Consider the following 23,834-nt stretch of genomic DNA (forward strand, 5'->3'; position numbering starts at 1 on the left):
GGGGCGCCGGTCAGGCCCCTTCCCGGTTCAGCCGGACGACTAGCTGATCGGCGAACTTGGCGGCGGCCACCGACAGCGAGCGCCCGCGCAGCTGCGCCAGGATCAGCGTCATCGGGGTGAGGTCGCGGGTGTCGATCGGCCGGCTGTGCAGGCGCGGATCCTCCGGGATGCCGCTGGGCACCTGCAGGCTCACCACGTCCTCCCGCAGGGTGAGGTTGCGCAGGAACTCCAGCGAGCCCGACTCCACCACGGGCCGCAGCTCGACGCCCCGCCGGGCCAGCGCGTGCTCGATGTGGTGGCGGATGGCGAGCGATCGGTCGGGCAGCGCCAGGGCGTGCGCGAGACAGTCGCGCAGCCGCACCGGCCCGCTCTCCGCCGCCAGCGCGTGGCCTCTGCGCATCAGCGCGCACAGGGTCTGATGGCCGGAATAGAGCGGGTGCAGCTCCGCCGAGGGCGGCGGCTGCAGGATCAGGGCGAGGTCGGCCTCGAAAGCCGCGAGCGCGGTGACCGCCTGGGCGTGGTCGCGGACCTGCACGGTGAAGCCGACCTGCGGAAAGCGGGCGCGGTAGGCCTCGACCTCCTCGGGCACCACCTGGGTGACGAAGGCTTGGCTGCAGGCGAGCGCCACGTGCCCCCGCCGCACGCCCGACAGGTCGGCGATCTGCGAGCGGACCCGGTCGAGATCGGCGGCCTGGTCGCGGATGTGCCGGGCGAAGAGCTCGCCGGCCGCGTTGAGCCGCATCCCCTGCGGCAGGCGCTCGAAGATCGGCGTGCCGAGCTCGTACTCGAGATCCTGGATCTGCCGGGTCAGGGCCGAGGGCGTGAGGTTCAAGCGCTCCGCGGCGCGCCGGATCGAGCCGGCGCGGGCGACCTCGGCGACGTAGGTGACGGTGCGCAGGTGCTTCACGCCCCTATCCTGCCCGGCCGTTGCGTTTATGGCAACGGCATACTCAGAAAATAGCACTTCCTCGCAACAGGTGGTGCCCGTAGCCTCGGCACATCGGGACCCTTCAGGAGCCGTTCGATGATCCGCCGCCGCACCCTCCTGGCCGGTCTCGGGGCCGGCCTCGCCCTCGGACCCCTGGCCCGGGCCCGCGCCCAGGGCGCGCCCGTCACGATCCGGATGGGCTCCCTCAAGCTGATCCACTCGATCGCGCCGAGCTTCTACGCGCGCTTCACCCCGCCCGGGGTGAATGTGGAGGTTGTGCCCTTCGAGAGCCCGACCGAGTGCAAGAACGCCGTGGTCACCAAGTCGGTGGATTTCGGCACCTTCGGGATCGCCGCCGCGACGCTGGGCGCCGCCGCCGGCGAGCCGCTCGTGGTCATCGCCTCCACCTGCAACCGCGGGATGGCGGTGATCGCCAAGAAGGGCTCCGACATCCACGCCATCAAGGACCTGCGCGGCAAGCGCGTCGCGATCTGGCCCGGCAGCACCCAGGAGGTCTTCGTCCTGGAGCGGATGCGCATGGAGGGGCTCTCGGTGAAGGACATCACCCCCGTGCGCGTCTCCTTCTCGGAGATGCACATCGCCCTCGCCCGCGGCGACGTCGACGCCTATGTCGGCGCCGAGCCGGGCCCCGGCGTCAGCCTCGCCTCGGGCGTCGGCCAGCTCGTCGAGTACCCCTACGGCACCGAGATGGGCGCGCTGAACATGGTGTTCGGCGCCCACCGCGACACGCTGGCCGAGCGGCCGGACCTCGTCCGGACCATGCTGGAGATCCACCGCAAGGCGACGGACTTCGCGGCCGGCGACCGCGACGCGATGATCGCCATGGCGGTGGCGAAGCTCGGCCAGAAGCGCGAGGCGCTCGAGCTCTCGGCCCCGAACGTCGAGCTGACCTGGCGCCTCGGGCCGAACGAGATCCGGCAGGCCGACGCCTACGCGCAGCACATGCTCGCGCTCAAGCAGATCAAGCGGCTGCCGGAGCCCGGCTTCATCGATACCCGCTTCGTCGACGCGCTGGGGCGGGCGTGAGCACCGGGATCGAGGCCGGCGCCCTGCCGGCGGCGGTGACGCCGGCGCCCTCCCGCCGGGCCGGATCCGGGCCCGGGCTCGCCCACCTGCGCCGGCTGGCGCTCGCCTGCGTGGTGCCGGCCGCGCTCGTCGCGGTCTGGCAGGTCACCACCGCGGGCCGGCCCTACAGCCTGATCCCGCCCCCCGCGGAGGTCTGGGCCGAGATGCGAGATCTCGCGGTCGGCGGCGTCAACGACGACGCGTTCAGCGGCACGCTCTGGACCCATCTCGCGGCGTCGCTGAGCCGGGTCTACGGCGGCTTCGCGCTGGCGGCCGCCGCCGCCCTGCCGCTCGGCCTGCTGATCGGCCGCGTGCCGCTGATCCGGGCGCTGCTCGATCCCGTCCTGCAAGTCCTGCGGCCCGTGCCGGTCACCGCGTGGCTGCCGCTGGCGATGATCCTGTTCGGTCTCGGGCCGCGCTCGGCCTTCTTCCTCGTGTTCCTCGGGGCGTTCTACCCGATCCTAGTCAACACCGTGTTCGGGGTCCGCTCCGTTGAGCCGCGCCTGTTCGAGGCGGCCGCGATGCTGGGCTGCACCGGGCCGGCCCAGTTCGTCCGCGTGGTGCTGCCGGCGGCGCTGCCGTCGATCTTCACCGGCCTGCGGCTGGGGCTGGGCTTCGCCTGGGTGGTGATCGTGGTCGGCGAGATGACTGGCGTCCAGACCGGCCTCGGGGCGATCATCATGGAGGCGCGCCAGCTCTCGCGCACCGAGATCGTGATCTGCGGCATGGCGGTGATCGGGGTCGCGGGCTTCGTCTCCGACTGGCTGGTCATGCAGCTCGGCCGCCGGCTGCTCGCCTGGAGCCCGAATCATGGCTGATCCGACGATCCCGATCCTCGACATGCGGGCGGTCTCCAAGACCTACACGGCGGGCGGCCGCCGGACCGAGGCCCTGCGCGAGGCGAACCTCACGGTGTCCCGCGGCGAGTTCGTCTGCCTGCTCGGCGCCTCGGGCTGCGGGAAGTCGACGCTGCTGCGGGTCGCCGCCGGCTTCGAGGCCCCGACCGCCGGGCAGGCCCTGATGTGGGGCAAGCCGATCGCCGGGCCGGGGCCGAGCCGCGGCATGGTCTTCCAGGATTACGGCCTGTTCCCGTGGCTCACGGTGCGGGACAATATCGGCTTCGGCCCGAAGGCCCGCGGGCGGCCCGCCGCCGAGGTGCGCGACACCGCCGAGCGCTACATCGCCCTCGTCGGCCTCCAGGCCTTCGCCGACGCTTACCCGCACCAGCTCTCGGGCGGGATGAAGCAGCGGGTCGCCATCGCCCGGGTGCTCGCCAACGAGGCCGAGGTGGTGCTGATGGACGAGCCCTTCGGGGCGCTCGACGCCATGACCCGCGAGCGACTGCAGGACGAGCTGCTCGACCTGTGGTCGCGGACGGGGCTGACGATCCTGTTCGTCACCCACGCCATCGAGGAGGCGATCTTCCTCGCGGACCGCATCGTGATGATGTCGCCCGGCCCCGGCCGGATCGAGGCGATCCACCCGGTCGAGTTGCCGCGGCGGCGCGACGTGTCGAGCCCGGCCTTCAACGACCTGCGCCGGATGCTGGCGGCCCAGCTCCACAGCCACCACGCCCCGCGGGCCGCCGCCTGATGGACACCGCGCCCGACGATCCCCGCCGGCCCGAGAACCGCCTCGCCTACCGCGCCGCCGTCGACCGGCCGCGCCTGACGCTGCCGGGCGGCAAGCACGTCGCGGTCTGGCCGGTGGTCAACGTCGAGCACTGGCTGATCGACAACCCGATGCCGCGCCAGATCCTGGTGCCGCCGACCGCCGCGAGCCTGCTCCCGGATATCCCCAACTGGGCGTGGCACGAGTACGGGATGCGGGTCGGGTTCTGGCGCTTCCTCGAGGCCTTCGCCAGCCGCGGAATCCGCCCGACGCTGTCGATCAACGGCTCGGTCTGCACGGCCTATCCCCGCGTCGCCGAGGCCGCCCACGCGGCCGGCTGGGAGTTCATGGCCCACGGCTTCCACCAGGTCCCGACGCACCGGATCCCGGACCAGCCGGCGATGATCGCTCGCACCATCGCGGCGATCACCCAGACCACGGGGCGCCCGCCGCGCGGCTGGCTGGGACCGGGCCTCACCGAGACCCTCGACACGCCCGACCACCTGCGCGCGGCCGGCCTCGAGTACGTCGGCGACTTCGTGGTCGACGACCGCCCCTGCCGGGTGGCGACGCGCACGGGCGACCTCGTCGCCCTCCCCTACTCGGTCGAGCTCAATGACATCCCGCTGCTGGCCATCCAGCACCACCGGGCCGACGAGTTCGTGGAACGGGCGCTCGCCCATCTCGACCGGCTCGCCGCCGAGGCCGCCGGCCCTGGCTCCCTCGGCGGGGCCAAGGTGATGAGCTTCGCGATCCACCCCTACATCACCGGCGTGCCGCACCGGATCGGCCTGCTGGAGCGGCTGCTCGACGCCATCCTGGCCCGCGACGACGCGGTGTTCATGCAGGGGGTCGAGATCCTCGACTGGTACCGCGCCACCGGCGACGAATCCTGAGCCTCGCTGCGAGGAATGACCGTGCCCCCCTTCCCGACCATCCCGCTCCTGCACGCGGCCTACGCCGAAGGCCTCGACCCGCGCGCCGTCGTGGCCGAGGCCTACCGGCGGCTCGCCGCGGTGGACGATCCCGGCATCTTCCTCGCGCTCGTCCCGGAGGCGGATGCTCGCGAAGCCGCGGCGGCTCTCCCGCCCTTCGACCCCGCGGCGATGCCGCTTTGGGGCGTGCCCTTCGCCGTCAAGGACAACATCGACGTCGCCGGGCTGCCGACCACCGCCGCCTGCCCGGACTTCGCCCACACCCCCGCCGAGACCGCGCCCGCGGTGGCGCGGCTCCTCGCGGCCGGCGCGATCCTGATCGGCAAGACCAACCTCGACCAGTTCGCCACCGGGCTCGTCGGCCTGCGCACCCCCTACCCGGCCCCGCGCAACGCGATCGATCCGGCCTACGTGCCCGGCGGGTCCAGCAGCGGCTCGGCCGTGGCGGTGGCTCATGGGATCGTCGCCTTCGCGCTCGGCACCGACACGGCGGGGTCGGGCCGGGTGCCGGCGGCGCTCAACAACGTCGTCGGGCTGAAGCCCTCCCTCGGGGCGATCTCCAGCCGCGGGATGCTGCCGGCCTGCCGGACCCTCGACACGCTCTCGGTCTTCGCCGGCACCGTGGCCGACGCCGACGCGGCCTTCCGGGTCATGCTGGGTCCGGATGCCGCCGATCCCTGGTCGCGGGCCCTGCCGGTGCCGGCCGCCCCCGCCGCCCTCCCGCCGGGCCTGCGCCTCGGGCTCCCGGACGGGGCGAGCCTCCGCTTCGGCGGCGACGGGCTCTCCGAGGCGGCCTTCGCGGCGACGGTCGCCGATCTCGAAGCCCTCGCCGGGGCGGCGGCGCCGGTCGATCTCGCGCCGATGTTCGCCGTCGCGGCTCTGCTCTACGACGGCCCCTGGGTCGCCGAGCGCTACGCGGCGATCCGCCCGGTGATGGAGACGCGCCCCGACATCCTCCACCCGACGACGCGGGCGGTCATCGCCTCCGCCGAGCGCCACAGCGCGGCCGACGCCTTCGCGGGCCTCTACCGCCTCGCGGCGCTGCGCCGGGCCGCGGACGCGGTCTGGGACCGGATCGACGTCCTCGCCGTGCCGACCTACCCGCGCCCGCAGACCTGCGCGGCGGTCGCGGCCGACCCGATCGGGCCGAACAGCGAGCTCGGCACCTACACCAACTTCGTCAACCTGCTGGACTGGTGCGCCCTGGCGGTGCCGGGCCGGCCCCGCGCCGACGGCTTCCCCGCCGGGATCACCCTGCTGGCGCCGCGCGGCTCGGACGGGCTCCTCGCCGCCCTCGGGGCACGCCTGCACGCGGCCTCGGCGCCGCGGATCGGCGCGGGCACGATGCCGGTGCCGGTCGTGGAGCCGGGGCCGGCTGCGGCCGGACCGGACGCGATCGAGCTGGCGGTCGTCGGGGCGCATCTCTCGGGACTGCCGCTGAACCGCGAGCTGGCCGGCTGCGGCGGGCGCTTCCTGCGCGCCGTGCCGACAGCCCGGGACTATCGGCTCTACGCCCTGCCGGGCGGCCCGCCGCAGCGCCCGGGGCTGCTCCGGGTGGCGGCCGGGGACGGCGCCCCCATCGAGACCGAGGTGTGGGCCCTACCGCCCGCCGCGTTCGGACGCTTCGTCGCCGCCATCCCGGCACCGCTCGGCATCGGCACGCTGCGGCTCGCCGACGGCACGGCGCCCAAGGGCTTCCTGGTCGAGCAAGCCGGCCTCGACGGGGCGGCCGACATCACGCGCTTCGGCGGCTGGCGCGCCTACCTGGCCGACCGCGCGGCCGCGTAGCCCTCGCCCCCGGGGCCTGACATCGGGCAGCGAGAGGAAACCGGTTCCGGTCCCTCCCGCGGCGACAGGCCACCCGCGCCGCTGCTAGGCTGCCGCCCGGTGGCGGAGCGTTCCGATGCGGCGATCGATCCTGTTCCTGGCGGCCTGTCTGCTGGCCGGCATCACGCCGGCGGCCTCCGCCGGGCCCGCAGCGGACGGCGTCGCCGATCTCGGCAGCTACGCCGCCCGCATGGAGGTTCACCCGTTCGAGAGCCTGACGCTGACCGACCGGCAGTTCCTCACCGGCACGTCCGAGGGAGCGAAGCCGGTCACGGTCGCGGGGATCCTGCGCATCGCCAAGGCGGGGACCGAGCGCCTGCCGACCGTGATCCTGATGCACGGCTCCGGGGGTCTGGGCGGCAACATCGAGTTCTGGCAGCGGGCGCTGGCGGCGCGCGGGATCTCGACCTTCGCGATCGACGGCTTCACCGGGCGCGGCCTGACCAGCGTCAACACCGACCAGAGCCTCCTGGCGCGCACGAACCTGATCCTCGACATCTACCGGGCGCTGGGCGTGCTGGCGAAGCATCCGCGGGTCGACCCGGCGCGGATCGCCGTAATGGGCTTCTCGCGCGGCGGGCAGGCCGCGCTCTACGCCAGCCTCAAGCGCTTCGACGCCGCCTGGAACCGCTCCGGGGTGATCCCCGCCCTCTACCTGCCGGTCTACCCGGACTGCTCCATCCGCTTCCGGGACGACACGGCCGTGGCGGATCGGCCGATCCGGATCTTCGGTGGCGGCAGCGACGACTACAATCCCGCCGCCACCTGCGCGGCCTACGCGGAGCGGCTGAGGGCGGCCGGCGCCGATGTCGACCTGACCGTCTTTCCCGGAGCGCAGCACGTCTTCGACAACCCGGCCGGGCCGACCCAGCCCGTGGTCGCCCGGGGCGCGCAGACCGTCCGCGCCTGCGCGATAAGCGAGGCGGCGGACGGCGCCCTCGTGGCGGGCCCGGACGCCACGCCGTTCACCTACGCGGACCCGTGCGTGCAGCGCGACCCGCATATTGGCTCCGACGCCGCCGCCCGCGCCGGGATCCTGGCGCGTGTCTCGCACGCGCTGGACGCCGCGTTCCGGGGACGGTGACCGACGGAGCGCGGTGCGGATCTGCGCGGCCCCTGCCTGCCGGCCGCGCGCTCGTGCGGCGGCCGACTCGGTCAATTGACGTCGTCGGCCGTCGGCTTGCCCCGCACCGCCCGGGCCGCCCCCAACCTGCGTGTCGCGTGGCGTCCTACCTGCAGGCAGCGTCATGAATGCTCACAGATCGAACGTGCTCGGCCGAACTGTGGCGATCTCGTGCCCAACTGGGCCAGTAGGCGCAGCCTCTTCGACGGCGAGGACGATCTATCGGGGCTATCTTTAAATGCCCGGAGACCCGCGACCCCGCTCTCGCGGGCACGGACACCTTCCGACCCGAACACCGCAACCAACTTCGCATGAAGGACAGGGACAACCGAGGGCGTAGCTGCGCGCTTCAATCGACAAATCTACTGCGTTAGATACATCATCGAAATTCGATTTGTCTTAAGTGCACGGAAATCGGAGCTGTTCATATCAGGGCCGAAAGTCACTTGTCGCGAGACGGAGCCCATCGCCGAGATCCGCCGGCAAGAATGGCCACTGAGCCCCTATACTACTTTTGGTCATTGCGTACTTCGGAGATTGCTGTAGCCAGTTTATAGGGGTTGGACTCGCCCCGCCCAACACTGGTATGTCATGCGCAAGCTTGGCTAGAATGGCCCGGCGCAGCGCGAGGGCGACCATGGCTTTCAGACGAATCGGAACGCTCGTGGCGGTGCTCACTCTAGGCGCGTGCTCCCACGCGCCGCTGATGCCGACTGCCTACAGCGCCTTGCCGCCCCCGACCGCGATGCCTGCGGCAACCGCGTCGACGGGCCCGCTCGTGGGCGCCGCGGCGCCGCGTGCTGAGTCCGATATCGATCCGCTCCCCATCGTCATTCCCGGCACTCTGAAGCTCACGGACGCGCAGATCGGCCAGAACGGTGTGAACCCTCTGGCGGTTCTCGATTCCTCGATGCGCAACCGCATGAGCTGGAAGAGTCTCCGTCCGGAGAATCTGACGAAGCCGCCGATCTATTCCGGCCTGTCCCGCATGTCGAACGGTGCCGGCGTCGGAGAAGCCTCGGCCACACAGAAAGACAACATTCCCGGCTTCGATAAGGATCTCGCCACCAAGAGGATCATGTCGGAGTACAATCGCGAAGCGGCGATGGCGGCGCTCCTTAAGGGCGGACGCGGCGCCGCGAAGAGCGTATGCTCAGGATGCTGACGTCGCTCTTCGACGCGGCTCGAGAGTGAACGGCAAGTTCTCCGTATCGACCGGCACGCCTTGGTGCGTTCTCACCCGCCACGCCGGTCCCGACTACGGCCCCCAAGCCGGCGAAGCGGCCATCGCTTTCGCCGTGCGCTCCGTCAGCCGACGCCGCACAGAAGTCCGTTCGCGGACTCCTTCCGGGGAGGATCCCGACGATGCGCCGCACCCATCCTCTCCGCCTTCTTCACACCTGCGGCCAAGCGTCAGTAGCGCGGCGAGAAATTCATCCCCGTCACGACGGTGAAGACCGGTGGTGTGCGGTCAGCAAGCTCGATGCGTGCCGGATCCTGCGAGCGCTCTGTCTGAACCGAGGGGCAGAAGACGGTGGAGGGCACCTCGACCGTCGGTGAGAGCACCCGTTCCAGAGGAGTCGGCCTCGTCATCGCGGGCTTCGGGTCCAGCCAAGTTCCGGGCACCACCTGCTGCCCACAATTGCTGACAACCGCTTCATGTATCGTCCCATCGATTGCGGCGGAAACCACACAATTGGCGGGATGGTACACCAACTCGTACTGAAACTTCCTGTTCTCGTCGGACTCCGTTTTGAACCGGTTGTCCAAAATCACGGCCGTGTGCGGGCGATCGGTTGTCCCGACAACATAGAGGCGACCGGTGGCGATGGCAGCGACCGTGATATCGGAGGCCGCCGATGCGGGCATGCTGAAGACAAGCGCCAGCACTCCGGAGAGCGTCGCCGTCGAAACCAAGCCGCGCATCCTGCCCTCACCCTCACCCGCAACCTGTTCAGACCCGACTCGATTGTATCGTCAGCCGTGATCGCGCCCTGAACAGCGGGTCCCACAGCCATTCTACCGAGCAATGGCCAGCATCCATCACCCGATAGAGGTACTCAGATCTCTCATCCACCGGGATATCGAGCTGGACGGACCGTATACCAACGCTCGAGCGCCGGCCCGCCCGTGATCACCGAGCCAGGTCCCTGGGTCCGGGACAGGAGCGTGCACGAACCTGACAGCCGGCGCATCGACGCGATCGCCATCCGATACCGGGAACGTGCCACCTTTCCTGACCAGGGACCTATACGTCCCAGACCTGGAATCGATGGCGCGGCATCGCGCACCGAATCCTGAGAATGCCGCTTGCGCCGTTCCGCTCCGATCGGTGAGCCTTCCGACCGCTCCACAATCCGACGTCGGCGATGACGCGAACGCCGAGCGACGAAGGATCGTGAACATCTCTATGATACGACACCGAAGAATCTCAACATAAAATAGATTACGCCGAACAGCGTTACACCTGCAGCAACCCAGATAAAGACCAGCAACCATCGATCAAAATATGCGACATCGCAGTCGGCGTATTCTGTGGCGCAGGGAACGCAGTATGCGTTGGAGATCTCCACCTTTGCCCCGCACGTTTGGCAGGCACCGACCGAGAGGGAGCGCTCGCTGGCGGTCATCCTGCGCGTGCGCGGCGGCCAGCCAAAGTGCCAGCGCCGAATGGCAGCCCCTGCCTCCGAGAACCTCATACAAGCACTCGCCACTCGATATGGGCAAATGACATCTGATCCCGTTCGGGATCCATCACGTCTGTCAATTTTCAGAATAGTCAATAGCGCTACTTCATAGCGTTAATATTGTCAATCTCGACCTGATGAAGCTCCCACAACCGGCGCCGCGGCTCCGAGTTCGGTATGCTCCGGACATAACCGGCCTGCGTGCCCGAGAGGTGGGCGGTGAACGGACGCTCAGATGCGCGTTCAGCGTGGCATCACGCTCACCGGAGCTCGGACGGCTGGAGGCCGCGTCGCGGGTCCGTCGGCGGATGACGTATCACGACAGGCCGCTCGAGCCCGGCGAATGCTCGACTGTGACGATGCTGCGCTCGGCTCAGAGCCGCTTCGCAGCGGTGGTCCGATCGCGCAGGATCGAGCGCGCGGCCCGGCACCACAGTCGAGTCGGTAGCCAGTACAGCGCTCTCACCGCACCGAGAGCCGCCACGATCGGCACGAACGCGTGCGCCAGCAGATCGAGGATGACGCCAGGCGGCTCATCCGCCTCGATCCGATCGTACCAGATCGGATCCTCGTGCCGGTACGGGTCTCGTTCGGTCATCGCTGGCACCCGCCACAATCCGATCCGGCCCTCATCTGTCGGACCAGCAGAGTGCTGCCCCGAACCGGATCTGGGAGCGCGGTTCGTGCTGCGCCGTCGCGCAGGGCCAGAGCACGCCGCGCCCCGGCGCGGGGCGGCTCGGGGACCACCCGCGCCTCATCGGCTCCCGCGCTGCGCCAGAACCGCGGGAACCGTGCGCAGCATGATGGCGAGATCCCGGTGCAAGGTCCACCGGGTGGCATAGTCCAGATCCAGCGCGACGCGCTCGGCATAGGTCGTGTCGGAGCGGCCCGAGACCTGCCACAGCCCCGTCACGCCCGGCGGCACGGCGAAACAGGTGGGGAATGCCCGCCCGTAGCGGGCGACTTCGGCCGGCACGATCGGGCGCGGACCGACCAAGCTCATCTCGCCGCGCAGCACATTCCAGAGCTGCGGCAGCTCGTCGAGCGAGGTCTTGCGCAGCACGTAGCCGACGGCGGTGACGCGCGGGTCGTCGCTGAGCTTGTGCGTCGCCGCCCACTCGGCCCGGGCCAGAGGATTGGCGGCCAGATGGGCCGCCAGAACAGCGTCGCCATTCGTCACCATGGAGCGGAACTTCAGGCACCCGAAGCGGCGACCGTCCCGGCCCACCCGCATGTGGCGGAAGATCGGCGCCTTGCGATCACCGGCATACACGAGGGCGGCGATCAGGATCAGCAACGGCAGCAAGAGGAAGAGGGCCGTGGCCGCCACCGTGATGTCGAGCCCGCGCTTGGCCGCCCAACCCAACCGCAGGCCGCGCGCCACGAACGGCGCCGTTGGCAGAACGGCCTCCGCGACAGCCTCCGCGGCATCGCCCACTTGGTCCGCCAGCTCGACACCGTACTGCGGCGCACGCAAGGCAGGCTGAAGCGGTGGGCCGACGTCGCGCAGCATGTTCTGGCTCCTCGTGACGGCAGGTGGCCGCCAGGCGCAGCAACGGTTAATCAATTGTTAACGACGGGATATCAAATCATCGCGCCTGTTTCAAGCTTAACCGTACCCTAAATGTCAGTATATTTTCCGCCCAAAAATGCAAGAATAGATTTCGATCCCGCAGGATGAAGCACAGTGGCACCGGGCCTCTGCCTCTCGACCCAGACACGAATCCGCCTCGATGCCGCAATCCAAGCAATGTCACGAGACACCGACCTTGGCCGGATGCTCACCCATCATTGTGCACTGCGTCCGTCCGGCCCGAGGAATGCCGCGCGTTCCCACGGTTGATGGTCGAGAGCTGAGCCACTTGCAGCTCTGTGCTTCTCCCGCGCGCGCGGGCCACCCGTCCGGACCGGGACGCTCGCGCATGGGATCGCGGTGCAATGTCCAGACGTCCCGCCGCAGGCATTCCGGGAGATCGCTGCGGCGGCGATCGCCGGGATGTTGCTGAATGGCGCGACGAAATCAATTTCGCGCCGAGGGCGATCATGACAAGGTGCGGGGCGCGCTCTATGGATGGACTTCCGATACAGTACCTCAGGCGCGGTCAGCGGGATGAGACGCGTGCCGGATCGGTGGCATCGGCCGCCGCGCCGCGACGGACCGTGCGTGCGCGGCCCTATTGCGATGCCGCGGGACTAATCCCTATGGCGGCGGGTTCCGCAGCGTGACCCGGATGGGCGAACTCAGTATCCTGCGGATGGCTAAGCGGCATCCAACGTGCAGGAGCGGCCACAATGCCGGAGCCAGTACGGATTGGGGCCACTCATGATGCATGCGCCGAGAGAGAACAGAGTGCCGGGTGGCGCGGCACGCCGGGTGGTCTGCGCCTGTTCGGCCGACGGGTGGGAGCGCGGAGCCTGATGCGGCCCCGGAGCATACCCGCCAAGTCGACCGGGCCTGCCTGCAACGTCCATCCGCAGCGGATGGCGTGAGACCCGTCGATCCCGTCTGAAAGTCATCAATCCCCGCGGCTCCCGAGGCTCGAACCACACAGGTCCAGCCGAAGGCGCACGTTTCCGATCAAGACTGAGAATAGCGCAATCATGGTCCCTTGCCTGTGGAGCAGCTGCCTGCCAGCGACCGATCGGACATCCACCGGGCGACTCGGTGAGAGCTGCGCGGCGATCGGGGAAGCAGGTTCCGAGCGATGAGAGTCGCGATCGTCCATTACTGGCTCATCGGGATGCGCGGCGGCGAGAAGGTCGTCGAGGCGCTCTGCGACCTCTATCCGGAAGCCGACATCTTCACGCACGCCTACGCCCCGCAATCCATGTCGCCGACCATCAGGGCGCACCGGGTCAGGACCTCGTTCATCGGCCGATTGCCGTTCGCGACCAGCCGATACAAATCCTATCTACCCCTGATGCCGATGGCCCTCGAGCAGCTCGATCTGCGGGGATACGATCTGATCATCAGCAGCGAATCGGGTCCGGCGAAGGGGATCATCCCGCCATCCGACGCGCTTCATATCTGTTACTGTCACTCACCGATGCGGTACGTCTGGAACATGTACCACGATTATCGCGAGCGGACGGGGCTGCTCACGCGCCTGCTGATGCCGCCGGTGGCCCATTACGTGCGCAACTGGGACGCGGTCTCGGCGGGCCGGGTCCACGAGTTCATCGCCAACTCGGACACGGTCGCGCGACGCATCGAGACCTACTATCGACGCCAAGCCAAGGTCATCCATCCGCCCGTGGACACGGCGGCCTTCGAGATCGCTCCGGATGGCCAGCGCGGTGACTACCATCTGATGGTCGGCGAAATGGTTCGCTACAAGCGGCCGGAACTGGCGATCCAGGCTTTCAACCGGTTGGGGCAGCCGCTCGTGGTGATCGGCGGCGGCGAGATGCTGCGTGAACTGCGCAGCATGGCCGGTCCGCACATCAAGATCCTCGGGCCGCAGCCCTTCGAGGTCCTGAAACACCACTACGCACGGTGCCAAGCCCTGATCTTCCCCGGAGAAGAGGATTTCGGCATCGTCCCGGTCGAGGCCATGGCGAGCGGACGGCCGGTCGTCGCGTTCGGCAAGGGTGGTGTCACCGAGACGGTCATCGACGGCGTGACCGGCACCTTCTTCCACGAGCAGTCCGTCGACGCGCTGATCGATGCCGTCCAGCGCTGTCGGGCGATCGGGGTGGAGCCAGAGCGCCTCGTCCGCCGCGCAGCCGACTTCGGTGTCGGCCGCTTCGCGGACGAGATCAGCCGTTTCGTCGACGGGGTCCTCGCGCGCGAGCGCTTGGCGGCCCCTCGTCCTCCGCGTGAGCCGAGCCGCGCCTATCTGGTCCAGTGAGACGGCCCCGCGTCGGCGGCCCCGGCCTCCTCGCCGAACCGCCGAGGTCACGACCGAGGCGGGGGAGGCCCCGGTCTCAGAGGGCGGCGCGCGGCGCCCGCCGGCAGAATCGACTCGACTAAGCGTCCGATGTTCTTGTCGGCATCAGGTGAGCCGCCGCGTTGAGCGTCGAAACACGGGCCGTCGGCTGGTAGTCGAAACCGCCCTGTCGTCCGAACGACTCGATCCCGAAGTCGGCGAGTTGGGCGAGCGCGCGCGACACCCGCTCATGGGCCTGCCCGGTGTAGATGGGATAGGCACAGGGCACCACTTGGCTGCCCTCACAAACCAGATCACCGGCGAAGAGCCCGTTCTTGGCGACATGTGCCCGAAAATCCTGCTCGGCGATCGTCACGGAATCGTTCGCGTGGCCAGCGATGACCTCGACTCCAAAATACTCGCGCCCCTCCACCCGACCGTAGAAATCGGAATACATCGTGAGCCGCTTCCAAGCGCCGTCATGCGCGAAGTTGTAGAGGATCGAACAGTCGAAGCCGCGATTCCCGTCGAAGCTGAAATACAGGCTGATCAGCGTTACCGAGGCGAGACCGGGATCCTCTCGGACTCCGCAGAGGGCCAACGCCCGCGCAATGGGGATCGTCGAGATGAGTCGCTGGGCGGTCAAACGGCGGCCACCTGTGCGGACATCGAATTGCGTCCCGCGCCGTGTGATCGATTCGATCCGCTCGCCCAGATGAAAGACCGAACCGCGCTGCCGCAGGGTCCGGGCGGCCACTTCGTAGAGGGCATTGAAGCCTTCGCGGGGTCGCGCCAACTGCCTGTTGGTCGGACCCGGCGCGCGATGCCGGCGGACATAGCGCAACAAGACGCGCGGGCTGGCGTGCTCCTTGATCCAGAGCATCCGCTTCTCGGCAAATTCCAGATCGACCCAGTCGGCCGGAACGCCGAAGAACCGCTTCATGTAGCTCTCGAGGCCGGACCTTCTGAGCAGATAATCACCGATCCAGTAGCGAGCAAACTCCCGCGCATTCCCGATTCTGCGCCGCGCCACGCGCGAGAAAGCGGCCGATAGCACGATCCTGAAGATGCCCCATGGACCGGCCCGGACGATGTCGTCCCGGATCGACAGCGGGTAGGAGGTGACGAAAGCCTGGGGTGTTAGCTTTCCCCACGTCGGCTTGATCGGAACGTAATGTTCCAGCAACTCTGGAAAATACTTCAGCAGCGGCGAATCGTCCTGAAATATTAGACTTCCGATGTCGAATGTATATCCATTGATGGACCGGTCGATATGATTGCCGCCGATATTTTCGAATTCGTCGATGACGGCAATATTTCGACAGCCGAGATCGTGAAGAATTGAAGCCGATACGAGGCCTGTAATACCGGCCCCTAATACGATCGCATCGAAAATCTCGTCTCCCGAGTGCCCATGACAATCGAAGGCTGAAGAAACGGTCATGATTCGCTTTGCATCGGCCACGGCGTCAGGCGATGGAGGACGATGCCGGAGCATGATGGTCGGCCGCGCCGAGCACGATGATCATCGCCGACACTCGAATCAGATCGGAAGTTGCGGATCGATACCATAGGATCAGTTCGGAACCCAGTCATGACTACCGTTAACTGAGCAGAATTTGCAAACACACTATGCGCGCGGACCGAAACATCACCTGACGATCGCACTATGGATCTGTCCCCGTTCTGAACGAGCGGACAGGCGCTCCGCGCCTTGCGGCCGACAGAGGCAGCATTGGCCGCCCTTCAGCAGGGTAAAGTCAACAACGAAAACGACAGATGTCCCATGAGCCATTTGATCAATGGCTTCGAGGCAGTGGATCCACCCAGCATACCTTGAGCGTCCCCCGCGCCCCCGGGCCATTTTCGAGGTCCCTGCACGGCCGTCGCGGCGCGCCGGCGCGGCCCGTGGTTTTGCTCCCGGAGCGGAACACGGAACGGCAGTCCCCGGTGCCGGACGGCAGCAACGCCCAGCCCTCGGTCCGGCCATCGGCCTCCGGGGCCGCCCTCACGTGCCGAGTGATACGTTCTGAGCCGAATGGCGAGCCGGTTCGGCGAGCCGCGACCGTATCGCGACCGCGGCCGGCTCGATCGGAGTTGCGGAGACACCGATACGCCCGACTGGATGACGTGCGGGATAGGCGCAGGCGGTGGCGGCGAAGATGTAGAATATCAAGCCCTGATCGACGGTCGGGCCCGCGATGAGGCTGCCAGGGAGAAGGGACAGGCAGGCGACGCGGCCAGCAGCACGGATGTCGCTCGCGTAGGTCCGCGGCGCTCCGCGCCGAAATCCGAACACCGACGCCAGGAAAAGCACGTAGAAGACGGCTCCGGGAATCCCGACATTCGACAGCACCGCGAGCGGAAAGCTCGATGTGCGATTGGTTCCGAGGCCGACGCCCAGGCCGTTCGAGTCGATGAAGTTCCGCCACGCATAGGCGTTCCAGGCCGAACGCTGAACACCCGAACTCGTCTCGGCTTTGCTCAGGACAAGCGTATCGACGTAATCGTAGATGCGCTCAGCCACGCCGCCGACCGAGAAGGCCAGGAGCACGAGGACGCAGGCGACCAACGGACCCGCGACCACCAGCCAGGCGCTGAAGCGGTCCTGACGACGCGTGCTGCATCGCAGCAACGCGATCGTGTAGAGCATCGGGATCAGCACCGCGGCGCCGACCAGGCCGGTCGAGGAAGTCGACAGGATCACGAACAACAGCGAGATCAACGCCAGAGGTCCCGTCACCAAGGGCTTGCGGCCACAGAGCCACAGCATGCCCGTGAACCCGCAACCTCCCAGTGTCATTCCCGCGAAGGCCGACGCCTCCGGCCAAGCCCCGATGATCCGCCGCATACTGCCGACACTCTCCTCGTCGTGGAACGTGTACTGAGCGTTGCGAATGAATTGCAGGGCCTCCTGCGTGCCCGTTGCCGCCGTGAGGACGTCGATGATGCCGAAACATATGTTGGCAGCCGCGTAGAGGATGAGCGCCTTCGCGAGCGTCTCAATCCCGTTCTTCGAGGATCCGAAAGCGGTGATGATACTGAAACAGACCAGATCACCGATGAGATAGATCGGCTGCGTGAAATTGCTGGATACTGGTCCCAGGGGAACGACGCCGTCGCTCGTGATCAGGTGTGACGACGTTCCCAGCGGCACGATATAGGTCTGCCCCGCGAAGAGCCGCGGCAGGATGTAGCTGCTCGCCACCCCGTAGAGAGTGAGACAGAGAAGCCAGAAACCCGGTTCAGGCAGGCGGAACGAACTCAGGACCTGTGTCGAGATGTTGCGATGGAACAGAGTCGCGATCATCAGGAACACGAGGAAGAGATGCGCCGGCTGCACGTTGGCGCCGCCCAGCAGGAGTGCCGCGGCCGAGCCGAGATTGCAGAACACCACGAAGGCGATCACCACCGATTCCCTGCCGAACAGCAGACAGAACAGGCCGATGACGACCGCGATGGCGCCTATTGGTTCGAAGCTCATGTCAGGCTGATCCAGGCATGATCGACGGCGGAGCGGCGGTGGCACTCAGGCGACGCACCGGCACCCCCGGCGGTCGTGCCGGGCCGGGATCGGGCGATCGCGTCGTCTGGTCACCGCCCGGATCGATGCGACGCGCACGCATCGACCATCTCAGCGATTCGCACTCTCGGTTGGCCGCAGTGGCGCATCCGAAGTGGCCGGACCGCGGCTCACCGGAGCGCCCGATGATCCGGGCCGCGGCGACGGGGACGGCCGCGTCTCCCCGGCCTTGTCGGCCGGCTGGCGCACGAGCGTCACCCGCACGACGTCGCCGGGCTCGACGACGGCCTCCTCGGAGGCGAGCCATGTGCCCGCCTTCACCCCCTGCTTCCGGGTAATCTCGTAGCGCGCGCTCACGGCTTCTGCCGCGTCGTCGGTGCTGCCGACCATCTGAGACTCGGCATCGGCCGCGAGCCGCTCGGCTGTCCGCGCCTTCTCGTCGATCGAGGCGAGCTTCTGACGGGCATCCGCGGCCTCCGACAGAGCTTCGCGGCGGAACCGGGCCTTGAGGTCGATGATGTCGCGCTCGGCGCGCGTGAGGCTCTGCTGAGCGCGCAGCATGGCGACCTGCACGTCGAGTCGGCTGCTCTCGAACGACGCCTGACTCTGCTCCGCAGCCAGCTTGCGCGGCGCGATCGTGAGCCCCTTCGAGACCAGATCGTTGATCAGGCCGAGCTCACCGCGACTGAGCTCGATCTGGCGGTCCAGCGTTTTGGACTTATTATCGAGCGTGCTCATTTCATTTTGAAAGCTGGCGATCGACTGTTCAATCGACTTGATCTCGGCCTTCAGCGCATTCCGACGCGTGTCGAACAGGAGTTGCTCACCGCGGACGGCCTGCTCCGCGTATATCCTGTCCACCGTGCCTTTTAGCTCGCCGCCGAACGCGATCGTCTCCGCGCCGCCGACCTCCGCTTCGAGACGCGCCAGCTTGGCGGCCAAGGCGACCCGCTCCGCGGCCAGATTTCGCAACTCGCCGCGCGTTGTGACCGCGTCGCGCTGGATACTGCGCGGGTCGGTGCCGCGCATCAGTCCCTGAGCCGTGCTGACGGCCTGTAGTACGGTCAGGCCGGGTTGATACTCGTACTTGCCGGGCTGCTGGACCGCACCGATGATGTAGAAGGGACGGTAGGTCGCGACTTCGACCGATGCCGCGGGCTTCTCCGCGAGATCGGCGACCTGTTTCAGAGCGACACCGATGGCGTTCGCGAGATCGATCGGCGTGCCGCCCGCCGCCTTGATCTGGCCGATCAGTGGCATGGACACGGTTCCGTCCGCCGCAACGACGAACTGACCGTTCAGTGCCGTCCACGAGTACGCTTCGCCTGTGTTGCGACGCAAATCATAGACGCGGATCGTCAGATGATCCTGAGGGCCGAGCAGATATCGACCGGCTTCGTCGGCGGCCGCATTCGCGTGCGGGCTGCCGAACAGCAGGACGCACGCCGCCGCAACTAGACGCAGACGCATCAAATTCTCCCCGACCAGAGCCAAATCTTGAGTATAAGTCTGCGCGCTGCGATCGCCCTACGGTATCCGTAGCACAGAATCCCGAAGGCCACATCGAAAGGTAGCAGACGCCGCCAAGTTAGCCAAGATTTAACGACCCGAGGTCTGTCTTGCGGCCGCTGCTCATCCGAGCCGTTGAAGTGAGCGCGGCCAAAATTATACCCTCCGCAATCTCGTGGATCAGCCCGCTGGCGGCTGTAAGTTCTGCGTTCTTCGCCGCTGGCCCTCGCGCGACCGGCCTCATGGACGCAGGGTCCGCAGGCGGAATCCGAGCAGCAGCATACTCACGCCGTAAGCCGCCGCGCCGCCGAGGATCAGGGCCGCGAGAAGCCCGGCCGAGCCGATATCCAGGCGGCTCAAGGCGGCCCGCAGCGCGAGGACGGCGGCCGCCATCACCGCGCACGAGAGGGCAATCTGCCAGAGATTACGGATCTGCCCCGCCACACCGGCACCGACGAGACGCCGCGCGTAGATCGCGCTGATCAGGAAGTGAAACAGGGCCGTGGCAAGGCGCGCGTAGATCATCATCATCACGCCGCCGAGATAGAATCCCAGTGTCATGCTCAAGACCTTCGCCACCGACTCGAGGAGCGTGATCTTGAGCATCACGTTCGGCTCGTCCATCGCGAGGCAGAGCGTTGAGACAGGTTGGTAATAGGCGGTGAACATGACGGCCAGCGACAGCCATCGCAGATAGGGTGCCGCGGAAATCCATTGCGCACCGAGGATGACGCTCACGATCTGGTCGGCGGTCAGTGCGATGCCCACGCCAGCCGGGAGCGCGATGATCATCGTGAGTCGAGCCGCCTTCAGGAAGGCGGCTCGTAAGCGGAGGCGGTCATCGGCCATCGTCGCGAACGCGGCCATGACCGGCCGCATAGCCGGACCGATGACGCTCTGGGTCGGGAGGACGGAGAAATCGCTCGCCACCCCGTAGCGGCCGAGTACGGCCTTGTCGACGTGGTAACCGAGGAACATGCGATCGAACTGCCAACTGAAGGCAGCGAGGATCTGTGAGGATGTGAACCAACCTGTGAACGCCGAGAAGGCACTCAGCCGCGCCAGGGAGAGCCCCGGTCGGTAAGGCGCCAGCACGTAGGACAGGATGGTCGGCAGGATCGCGGATGCAGCCGGGTTGATCACCAGGGCCCAGTAGCCGGCTCCCAAGTAGAGAGACCCGATCGAGATCAGGGCCGCGGCCACTTTTCCGGAAAAATCCGCGAGAAACGACGCACGGAAGTCGATCTTGCGGAACAGGTGTACCATGGCCGGGCTGTAGAGGCTTCGCGCGATCGGCGCCGACGCGAGCGCGAGCGTGATGGGGATCAGTCGGACATCGTCGTAGATGTGGGCGACCGGCCAAGCGGCGGCCATCATCAGGACGGCGATGACCCCGCCCCGGAGAAGGCCCAGCGTGAATGCAGTATCCAGATGCGACTTCTCGATCTTCTGCAGACGCAACAGGGCCTGAACCAGCGGGATCTCGAGGATCATCTCGACGATCGAGATCAGGGACGCGGCGATGGCCGTCAGGCCGAAATCGGCGGGCGACAGGATCCGTGCGAGGACGAGCAGCGTGCCGAGATCGATCGCGCGCGCGGAGATCCGCGCGGCGACACTCCATCCGGCGCCGCGCAGCGTCTTAGAGGCGAGCATGAACGTGTCCCACGGAGGACTGACCGGCGCCACACCGGCCCGGAACGACGTCGTGCCTCGTGGTCACGACATGGATCCGGATCTGAGCAACATGGCGATTCCGATCCTGACACGCTCTGCAAGGCAGTCCTGAACCAGCATCCGGCGGCGGCATCAATCTAGCTAATTTGGTCAGCTTGCGATCGAGCCGCGCCCGCGGTGCGTTGTGGGAGCCGTGTCCGGGTTCCGCGCACCGGGACGCGCATCACCCCGCGAGGCCGGCAGCGCGCCGATAGACGGTCAAGGTCTCGTCGGCCACCCGTGCGATCCGCAGGTGATCCAAGTTGATCTGGCTCTTCGCTCTCAAAGCGCCCAGGGCGCTCGGATCGGTCGTGAGCGTGATCAGCGCCTGCGCAAGCTTGTCCGGATCGTTTGCCGGGACCAGAATGCCCGCCCTTCCCCCGTCGAGCAGCTCGGGAATCCCGTCGACGTCGGTGCCGACGATCGCGCAGCCCGCCTCCCGGGCTTCGGAGAGCACGAGCGGTGCCGGATCGGCGTGGGACGGGAGCACGAAGATGTCGGCGCCCAGCATCCAGCGGTACGGATCGTCCCGCGGCCCGGCGAAGGTAATGGCATCCGTGCAGGCCAGCGTGCGCGCGGTCTGCTCGTAGGCGTCCCGGTGAGGACCGCCGCCGACGACGTAGAGCCGCATGGCGCGATTGTGGGGGAACGCCTTGTCGAAGGCCTGCAGCAGATCGGGCAATCCCTTCCGGGGATGCAGGCCTCCGACGAAGACGATGGCGGGATGATCCAGAGCCTGCGGTTCCTCGGACCGACCGCGCATGCGGGCTGAGCCGATGGTCCCGTTGAGCACGACGTCGATGCGGGAAGCCGCGATGCCGCGCTTCCGCATCGACGCGGCGACCGCACCGCTCACAGCGATGACCCTGGTCCCAAGGCCCATGAGGACGGCCCCCTTCTCGAACTCATTGTGGACGGTCGTCACGAGGGGAACGCGCAGCAGCTTGCAGGTCGGCCAAGCCAGCACGGCGCTGGTCATCATATGGGCGTGGACGACATCGGGACGCCAACGCCGGAGCACACCGCCACATCCGAGGAACGACGTCAGGATCCGGGCCGGCGTGCGCGCGTGGCTCGCGAAGATCGATTCGACGCCGTTGGACCGGAGCAGCGCATCGAAATCCCCACCCTGACTGGCAATCGCGACCCGGTGTCCGGCCTGCGCCTGTTGGCACGCGAGATCGACGGCCGCGTGGACATGGCCGTTCAGTCGGCGCGTGTGATTCAGCAGATGGAGAATACGCATGACTTACGAGCGCTCGTGTCGGATCCGAGCCCCGGCCTGCGCTGGACTCCATGCAAGCCGCGGCGCCGATTAGGCGGGAGATACGACCCTGGCCGAACAGGAGAGCCGCCACATATTCCGGAGCCATCTAGGTGTAAAAGCGCGACCGGGCGCAACAGAAAAATCCGGCGCATTACTGATTTTCAACAATGCCCCGCACCGATCGTGGCGCGCAGGATCTGTCGGACCGGCCGGCGCTTGGGCGAGAAGCGGAAGGCGAGCAATGCCTGCGCACAGCGAACGGGCGCGAGAAACGTCGCGACGACGAAGAGCGCATTCGCCATTTTCCACTTCAGGGAACGCGGCTCGATCAGGACAGATCTGATCAGGCCCAGGAACGGCCTGCCACCGTACCGGACACCCCGGAGGATCGCCATGCAGAACTTGAGGAACTGAAAATAGTATGTCTGCTCTGGCTCGACGAGGGAGACCCCGGGACGCCAGTCGTGAAGAAGACCGCGCAGATGCCTCAGACGTGACTGGAAACGCTGAAGATCCCGCTCGACGGTGGCCGCCTGCGGGACGCGGCCCAGACCGGAGTCATTGCGGCCATGGACACGGTAGAGCCCGAGACTTTCGGAAAGGCTGACGATCTCGCCCATGAACGGGGCAGCCAACAGGATCACGCCATCGACAGCTTGGTCGTACGCGCATTGATGGAGCAGATCGCAGACATCGCGGCGGAAGACATTCCCGGACGTGGGCGGCGTCTGGTAGACGCCTGAGCGCAGGATGTCGCCGACAGTCCTGTCCTGCCCGCGGAACGCGCCGAGAGCGGGGTATGGGTCCGCCAGGATCGCCCCCGTCGAGTCGACGCATCTCAGACAGAACTGAAGTTTGGCGACAGTCGGATCTAGTTCCGCGAGAATACGGTCGAGAGCACCCGGCAGAAGCTCGTCGTCCGCGTCGAGGAAGAGCAGAAACGGGGCAGAAGTCTTGGCCAATCCGTACAGGCAGGCCGCCCTCTGACCGCCGTTCGGGATCCGGAATGCCGCGACGCCGGACCGCTGGATAATCGACCATGAGTCATCCGTCGATCCATCGTCTATCACGACGATCTCACAAGAATCGTTGTGCTGGTCGACGACACTCTGAATCGCTTTATCGACAAAACTTTCGTAGTTGAAACATGTAATAATGACTGCGAGCTTAGGATCCTTGACCACGACAGACGTCTTTCTCGCTCGTCGCTCCGCGCTCCCGTCTCTCACTGTCTCGAGCGCTCAACAGGATGTTGGCTAGCACGGCATCCCGCCGAGATCCACAATCGATACATGAAGACGCAGTCACAACCCAAGTCTAATTGCCGGACTTATCGCTGACGAGCTCAGCATTTCACGTTGTCTCGATGACAATAGTCAATTCTCCGTGATCGAGAATCGATCGAGGTCCATCCCTTTCCGGCCCGAGCCGGGCTTCCAGGAACGTGTTGAACCCCGGATGAGGCGCGAGATCGAGGTGACATCCAGGCAAGTCGAGCCTGTCGGTCGATCCGTCGCGGCCGACGGCGCCGGCCGCCCTCCCAGCGCGGGCGGTCGTACCTTTGATCCCCCGGACCTACTCCGAACGGCGGTCTTGTTGGGCGCCCCCAAGCTCCACTAAGGCCCCCTTTCCCGGAAATTCCCCCTCGGTCGGGCCGATCAACCCGCCTTTTCGGGGGGTGCGCGGTCGCCTCGTCAATTCTTATGGCCGTAGCAGCACGCCTTCATTGATGTCGGACGGGACAGATTGTTGC

At 67.3% G+C, this 23,834-nt stretch carries 18 protein-coding genes; 8 read left to right on the forward strand and 10 right to left on the reverse strand.

What is annotated here, in order from left to right; all coding sequences use genetic code 11:
• Window positions 1–10 precede the first annotated feature (10 nt).
• A complete protein-coding gene (locus H288_RS0103600) occupies window positions 11–907 on the reverse strand; it encodes a LysR family transcriptional regulator (protein WP_020091227.1) in 897 nt (298 codons plus the stop codon).
• Between the two features lie 117 nt (window positions 908–1,024).
• On the opposite strand from H288_RS0103600, the gene H288_RS0103605 reads away from it, so the two are divergent.
• From H288_RS0103605 to H288_RS0103635, 7 genes are all read left to right on the forward strand, one after another.
• Window positions 1,025–1,975, forward strand: a complete 951-nt coding sequence (locus H288_RS0103605; RefSeq protein WP_020091228.1) for an ABC transporter substrate-binding protein — start codon at window positions 1,025–1,027, stop codon at window positions 1,973–1,975.
• Entirely contained in the window at window positions 1,972–2,832 is an 861-nt protein-coding gene (locus H288_RS0103610; protein ID WP_020091229.1) for an ABC transporter permease, read from the forward strand. Before H288_RS0103605 ends, H288_RS0103610 begins: the two co-directional genes overlap by 4 nt.
• On the forward strand, window positions 2,825–3,607 hold the full coding sequence (locus H288_RS0103615) for an ABC transporter ATP-binding protein (RefSeq protein ID WP_020091230.1): 783 nt from the start codon (window positions 2,825–2,827) through the stop codon (window positions 3,605–3,607). Before H288_RS0103610 ends, H288_RS0103615 begins: the two co-directional genes overlap by 8 nt.
• Window positions 3,607–4,521 carry a polysaccharide deacetylase family protein gene (locus H288_RS0103620; RefSeq protein ID WP_020091231.1) on the forward strand — a complete coding sequence of 305 codons (915 nt, stop codon included), beginning with the start codon at window positions 3,607–3,609 and terminating at the stop codon, window positions 4,519–4,521. Before H288_RS0103615 ends, H288_RS0103620 begins: the two co-directional genes overlap by 1 nt.
• A 15-nt stretch (window positions 4,522–4,536) precedes the next feature.
• Window positions 4,537–6,348 carry an allophanate hydrolase gene (gene atzF / locus H288_RS0103625; RefSeq protein ID WP_020091232.1) on the forward strand — a complete coding sequence of 604 codons (1,812 nt, stop codon included), beginning with the start codon at window positions 4,537–4,539 and terminating at the stop codon, window positions 6,346–6,348.
• A 115-nt stretch (window positions 6,349–6,463) separates the two neighbouring features.
• Window positions 6,464–7,471, forward strand: a complete 1,008-nt coding sequence (locus H288_RS0103630) for a dienelactone hydrolase family protein (RefSeq protein ID WP_020091233.1) — start codon at window positions 6,464–6,466, stop codon at window positions 7,469–7,471.
• Between the two features lie 676 nt (window positions 7,472–8,147).
• The gene (locus H288_RS0103635) at window positions 8,148–8,675 is read left to right on the forward strand and encodes a hypothetical protein (protein ID WP_081636429.1); all 528 of its coding nucleotides are present in this window, start codon (window positions 8,148–8,150) and stop codon (window positions 8,673–8,675) included.
• A gap of 248 nt (window positions 8,676–8,923) precedes the next feature.
• On the opposite strand, the gene H288_RS0103640 is transcribed toward H288_RS0103635, so the two are convergent.
• From H288_RS0103640 to H288_RS0103650, 3 genes are all read right to left on the reverse strand, one after another.
• Window positions 8,924–9,436 carry a hypothetical protein gene (locus tag H288_RS0103640; protein WP_026604632.1) on the reverse strand — a complete coding sequence of 171 codons (513 nt, stop codon included), beginning with the start codon at window positions 9,434–9,436 and terminating at the stop codon, window positions 8,924–8,926.
• 1,134 nt (window positions 9,437–10,570) lie between these two features.
• Entirely contained in the window at window positions 10,571–10,795 is a 225-nt protein-coding gene (locus tag H288_RS0103645; protein ID WP_020091235.1) for a hypothetical protein, read from the reverse strand.
• A gap of 156 nt (window positions 10,796–10,951) precedes the next feature.
• Window positions 10,952–11,710 carry a sugar transferase gene (locus tag H288_RS0103650; protein ID WP_020091236.1) on the reverse strand — a complete coding sequence of 253 codons (759 nt, stop codon included), beginning with the start codon at window positions 11,708–11,710 and terminating at the stop codon, window positions 10,952–10,954.
• 1,192 nt (window positions 11,711–12,902) lie between these two features.
• On the opposite strand from H288_RS0103650, the gene H288_RS0103655 reads away from it, so the two are divergent.
• A complete protein-coding gene (locus H288_RS0103655) occupies window positions 12,903–14,048 on the forward strand; it encodes a glycosyltransferase (RefSeq protein WP_020091237.1) in 1,146 nt (381 codons plus the stop codon).
• Window positions 14,049–14,166: 118 nt separating this feature from the next.
• On the opposite strand, the gene H288_RS0103660 is transcribed toward H288_RS0103655, so the two are convergent.
• The 6 genes from H288_RS0103660 to H288_RS0103685 form a co-directional block, all read right to left on the reverse strand.
• A complete protein-coding gene (locus H288_RS0103660; RefSeq protein ID WP_026604634.1) occupies window positions 14,167–15,510 on the reverse strand; it encodes an NAD(P)-binding protein in 1,344 nt (447 codons plus the stop codon).
• A 564-nt stretch (window positions 15,511–16,074) separates the two neighbouring features.
• Window positions 16,075–17,550 (reverse strand): hypothetical protein, encoded by a 1,476-nt coding sequence (locus tag H288_RS0103665; RefSeq protein WP_020091239.1) that lies wholly within the window; start codon window positions 17,548–17,550, stop codon window positions 16,075–16,077.
• Between the two features lie 150 nt (window positions 17,551–17,700).
• Entirely contained in the window at window positions 17,701–19,059 is a 1,359-nt protein-coding gene (locus tag H288_RS0103670; protein ID WP_026604635.1) for a polysaccharide biosynthesis/export family protein, read from the reverse strand.
• 279 nt (window positions 19,060–19,338) lie between these two features.
• Entirely contained in the window at window positions 19,339–20,754 is a 1,416-nt protein-coding gene (locus H288_RS0103675; protein ID WP_020091242.1) for a lipopolysaccharide biosynthesis protein, read from the reverse strand.
• 244 nt (window positions 20,755–20,998) lie between these two features.
• Window positions 20,999–22,060 (reverse strand): glycosyltransferase family 4 protein, encoded by a 1,062-nt coding sequence (locus tag H288_RS0103680; protein WP_020091243.1) that lies wholly within the window; start codon window positions 22,058–22,060, stop codon window positions 20,999–21,001.
• Window positions 22,061–22,242: 182 nt separating this feature from the next.
• On the reverse strand, window positions 22,243–23,265 hold the full coding sequence (locus tag H288_RS0103685; RefSeq protein WP_020091244.1) for a glycosyltransferase family 2 protein: 1,023 nt from the start codon (window positions 23,263–23,265) through the stop codon (window positions 22,243–22,245).
• Window positions 23,266–23,834: the final 569 nt, after the last annotated feature.

The organism is Methylobacterium sp. 285MFTsu5.1 (assembly GCF_000383455.1).
GTDB lineage: Bacteria > Pseudomonadota > Alphaproteobacteria > Rhizobiales > Beijerinckiaceae > Methylobacterium.

Bases quoted from the DNA above. Each gene is read 5' to 3' on its own strand.
- H288_RS0103605 (WP_020091228.1), top strand. From the start codon at position 1,025: ATGATCCGCCGCCGCACCCTCCTGGCCGGTCTCGGGGCCGGCCTCGCC.
- atzF (WP_020091232.1), top strand. From the start codon at position 4,537: ATGACCGTGCCCCCCTTCCCGACCATCCCGCTCCTGCACGCGGCCTAC.
- H288_RS0103655 (WP_020091237.1), top strand. From the start codon at position 12,903: ATGAGAGTCGCGATCGTCCATTACTGGCTCATCGGGATGCGCGGCGGC.
- H288_RS0103620 (WP_020091231.1), top strand. From the start codon at position 3,607: ATGGACACCGCGCCCGACGATCCCCGCCGGCCCGAGAACCGCCTCGCC.
- H288_RS0103660 (WP_026604634.1), bottom strand. From the start codon at position 15,510: ATGACCGTTTCTTCAGCCTTCGATTGTCATGGGCACTCGGGAGACGAG.
- H288_RS0103615 (WP_020091230.1), top strand. From the start codon at position 2,825: ATGGCTGATCCGACGATCCCGATCCTCGACATGCGGGCGGTCTCCAAG.
- H288_RS0103670 (WP_026604635.1), bottom strand. From the start codon at position 19,059: ATGCGTCTGCGTCTAGTTGCGGCGGCGTGCGTCCTGCTGTTCGGCAGC.
- H288_RS0103680 (WP_020091243.1), bottom strand. From the start codon at position 22,060: ATGCGTATTCTCCATCTGCTGAATCACACGCGCCGACTGAACGGCCAT.
- H288_RS0103665 (WP_020091239.1), bottom strand. From the start codon at position 17,550: ATGAGCTTCGAACCAATAGGCGCCATCGCGGTCGTCATCGGCCTGTTC.
- H288_RS0103645 (WP_020091235.1), bottom strand. From the start codon at position 10,795: ATGACCGAACGAGACCCGTACCGGCACGAGGATCCGATCTGGTACGAT.
- H288_RS0103650 (WP_020091236.1), bottom strand. From the start codon at position 11,710: ATGCTGCGCGACGTCGGCCCACCGCTTCAGCCTGCCTTGCGTGCGCCG.
- H288_RS0103675 (WP_020091242.1), bottom strand. From the start codon at position 20,754: ATGCTCGCCTCTAAGACGCTGCGCGGCGCCGGATGGAGTGTCGCCGCG.
- H288_RS0103640 (WP_026604632.1), bottom strand. From the start codon at position 9,436: ATGCGCGGCTTGGTTTCGACGGCGACGCTCTCCGGAGTGCTGGCGCTT.
- H288_RS0103630 (WP_020091233.1), top strand. From the start codon at position 6,464: ATGCGGCGATCGATCCTGTTCCTGGCGGCCTGTCTGCTGGCCGGCATC.
- H288_RS0103635 (WP_081636429.1), top strand. From the start codon at position 8,148: ATGGCTTTCAGACGAATCGGAACGCTCGTGGCGGTGCTCACTCTAGGC.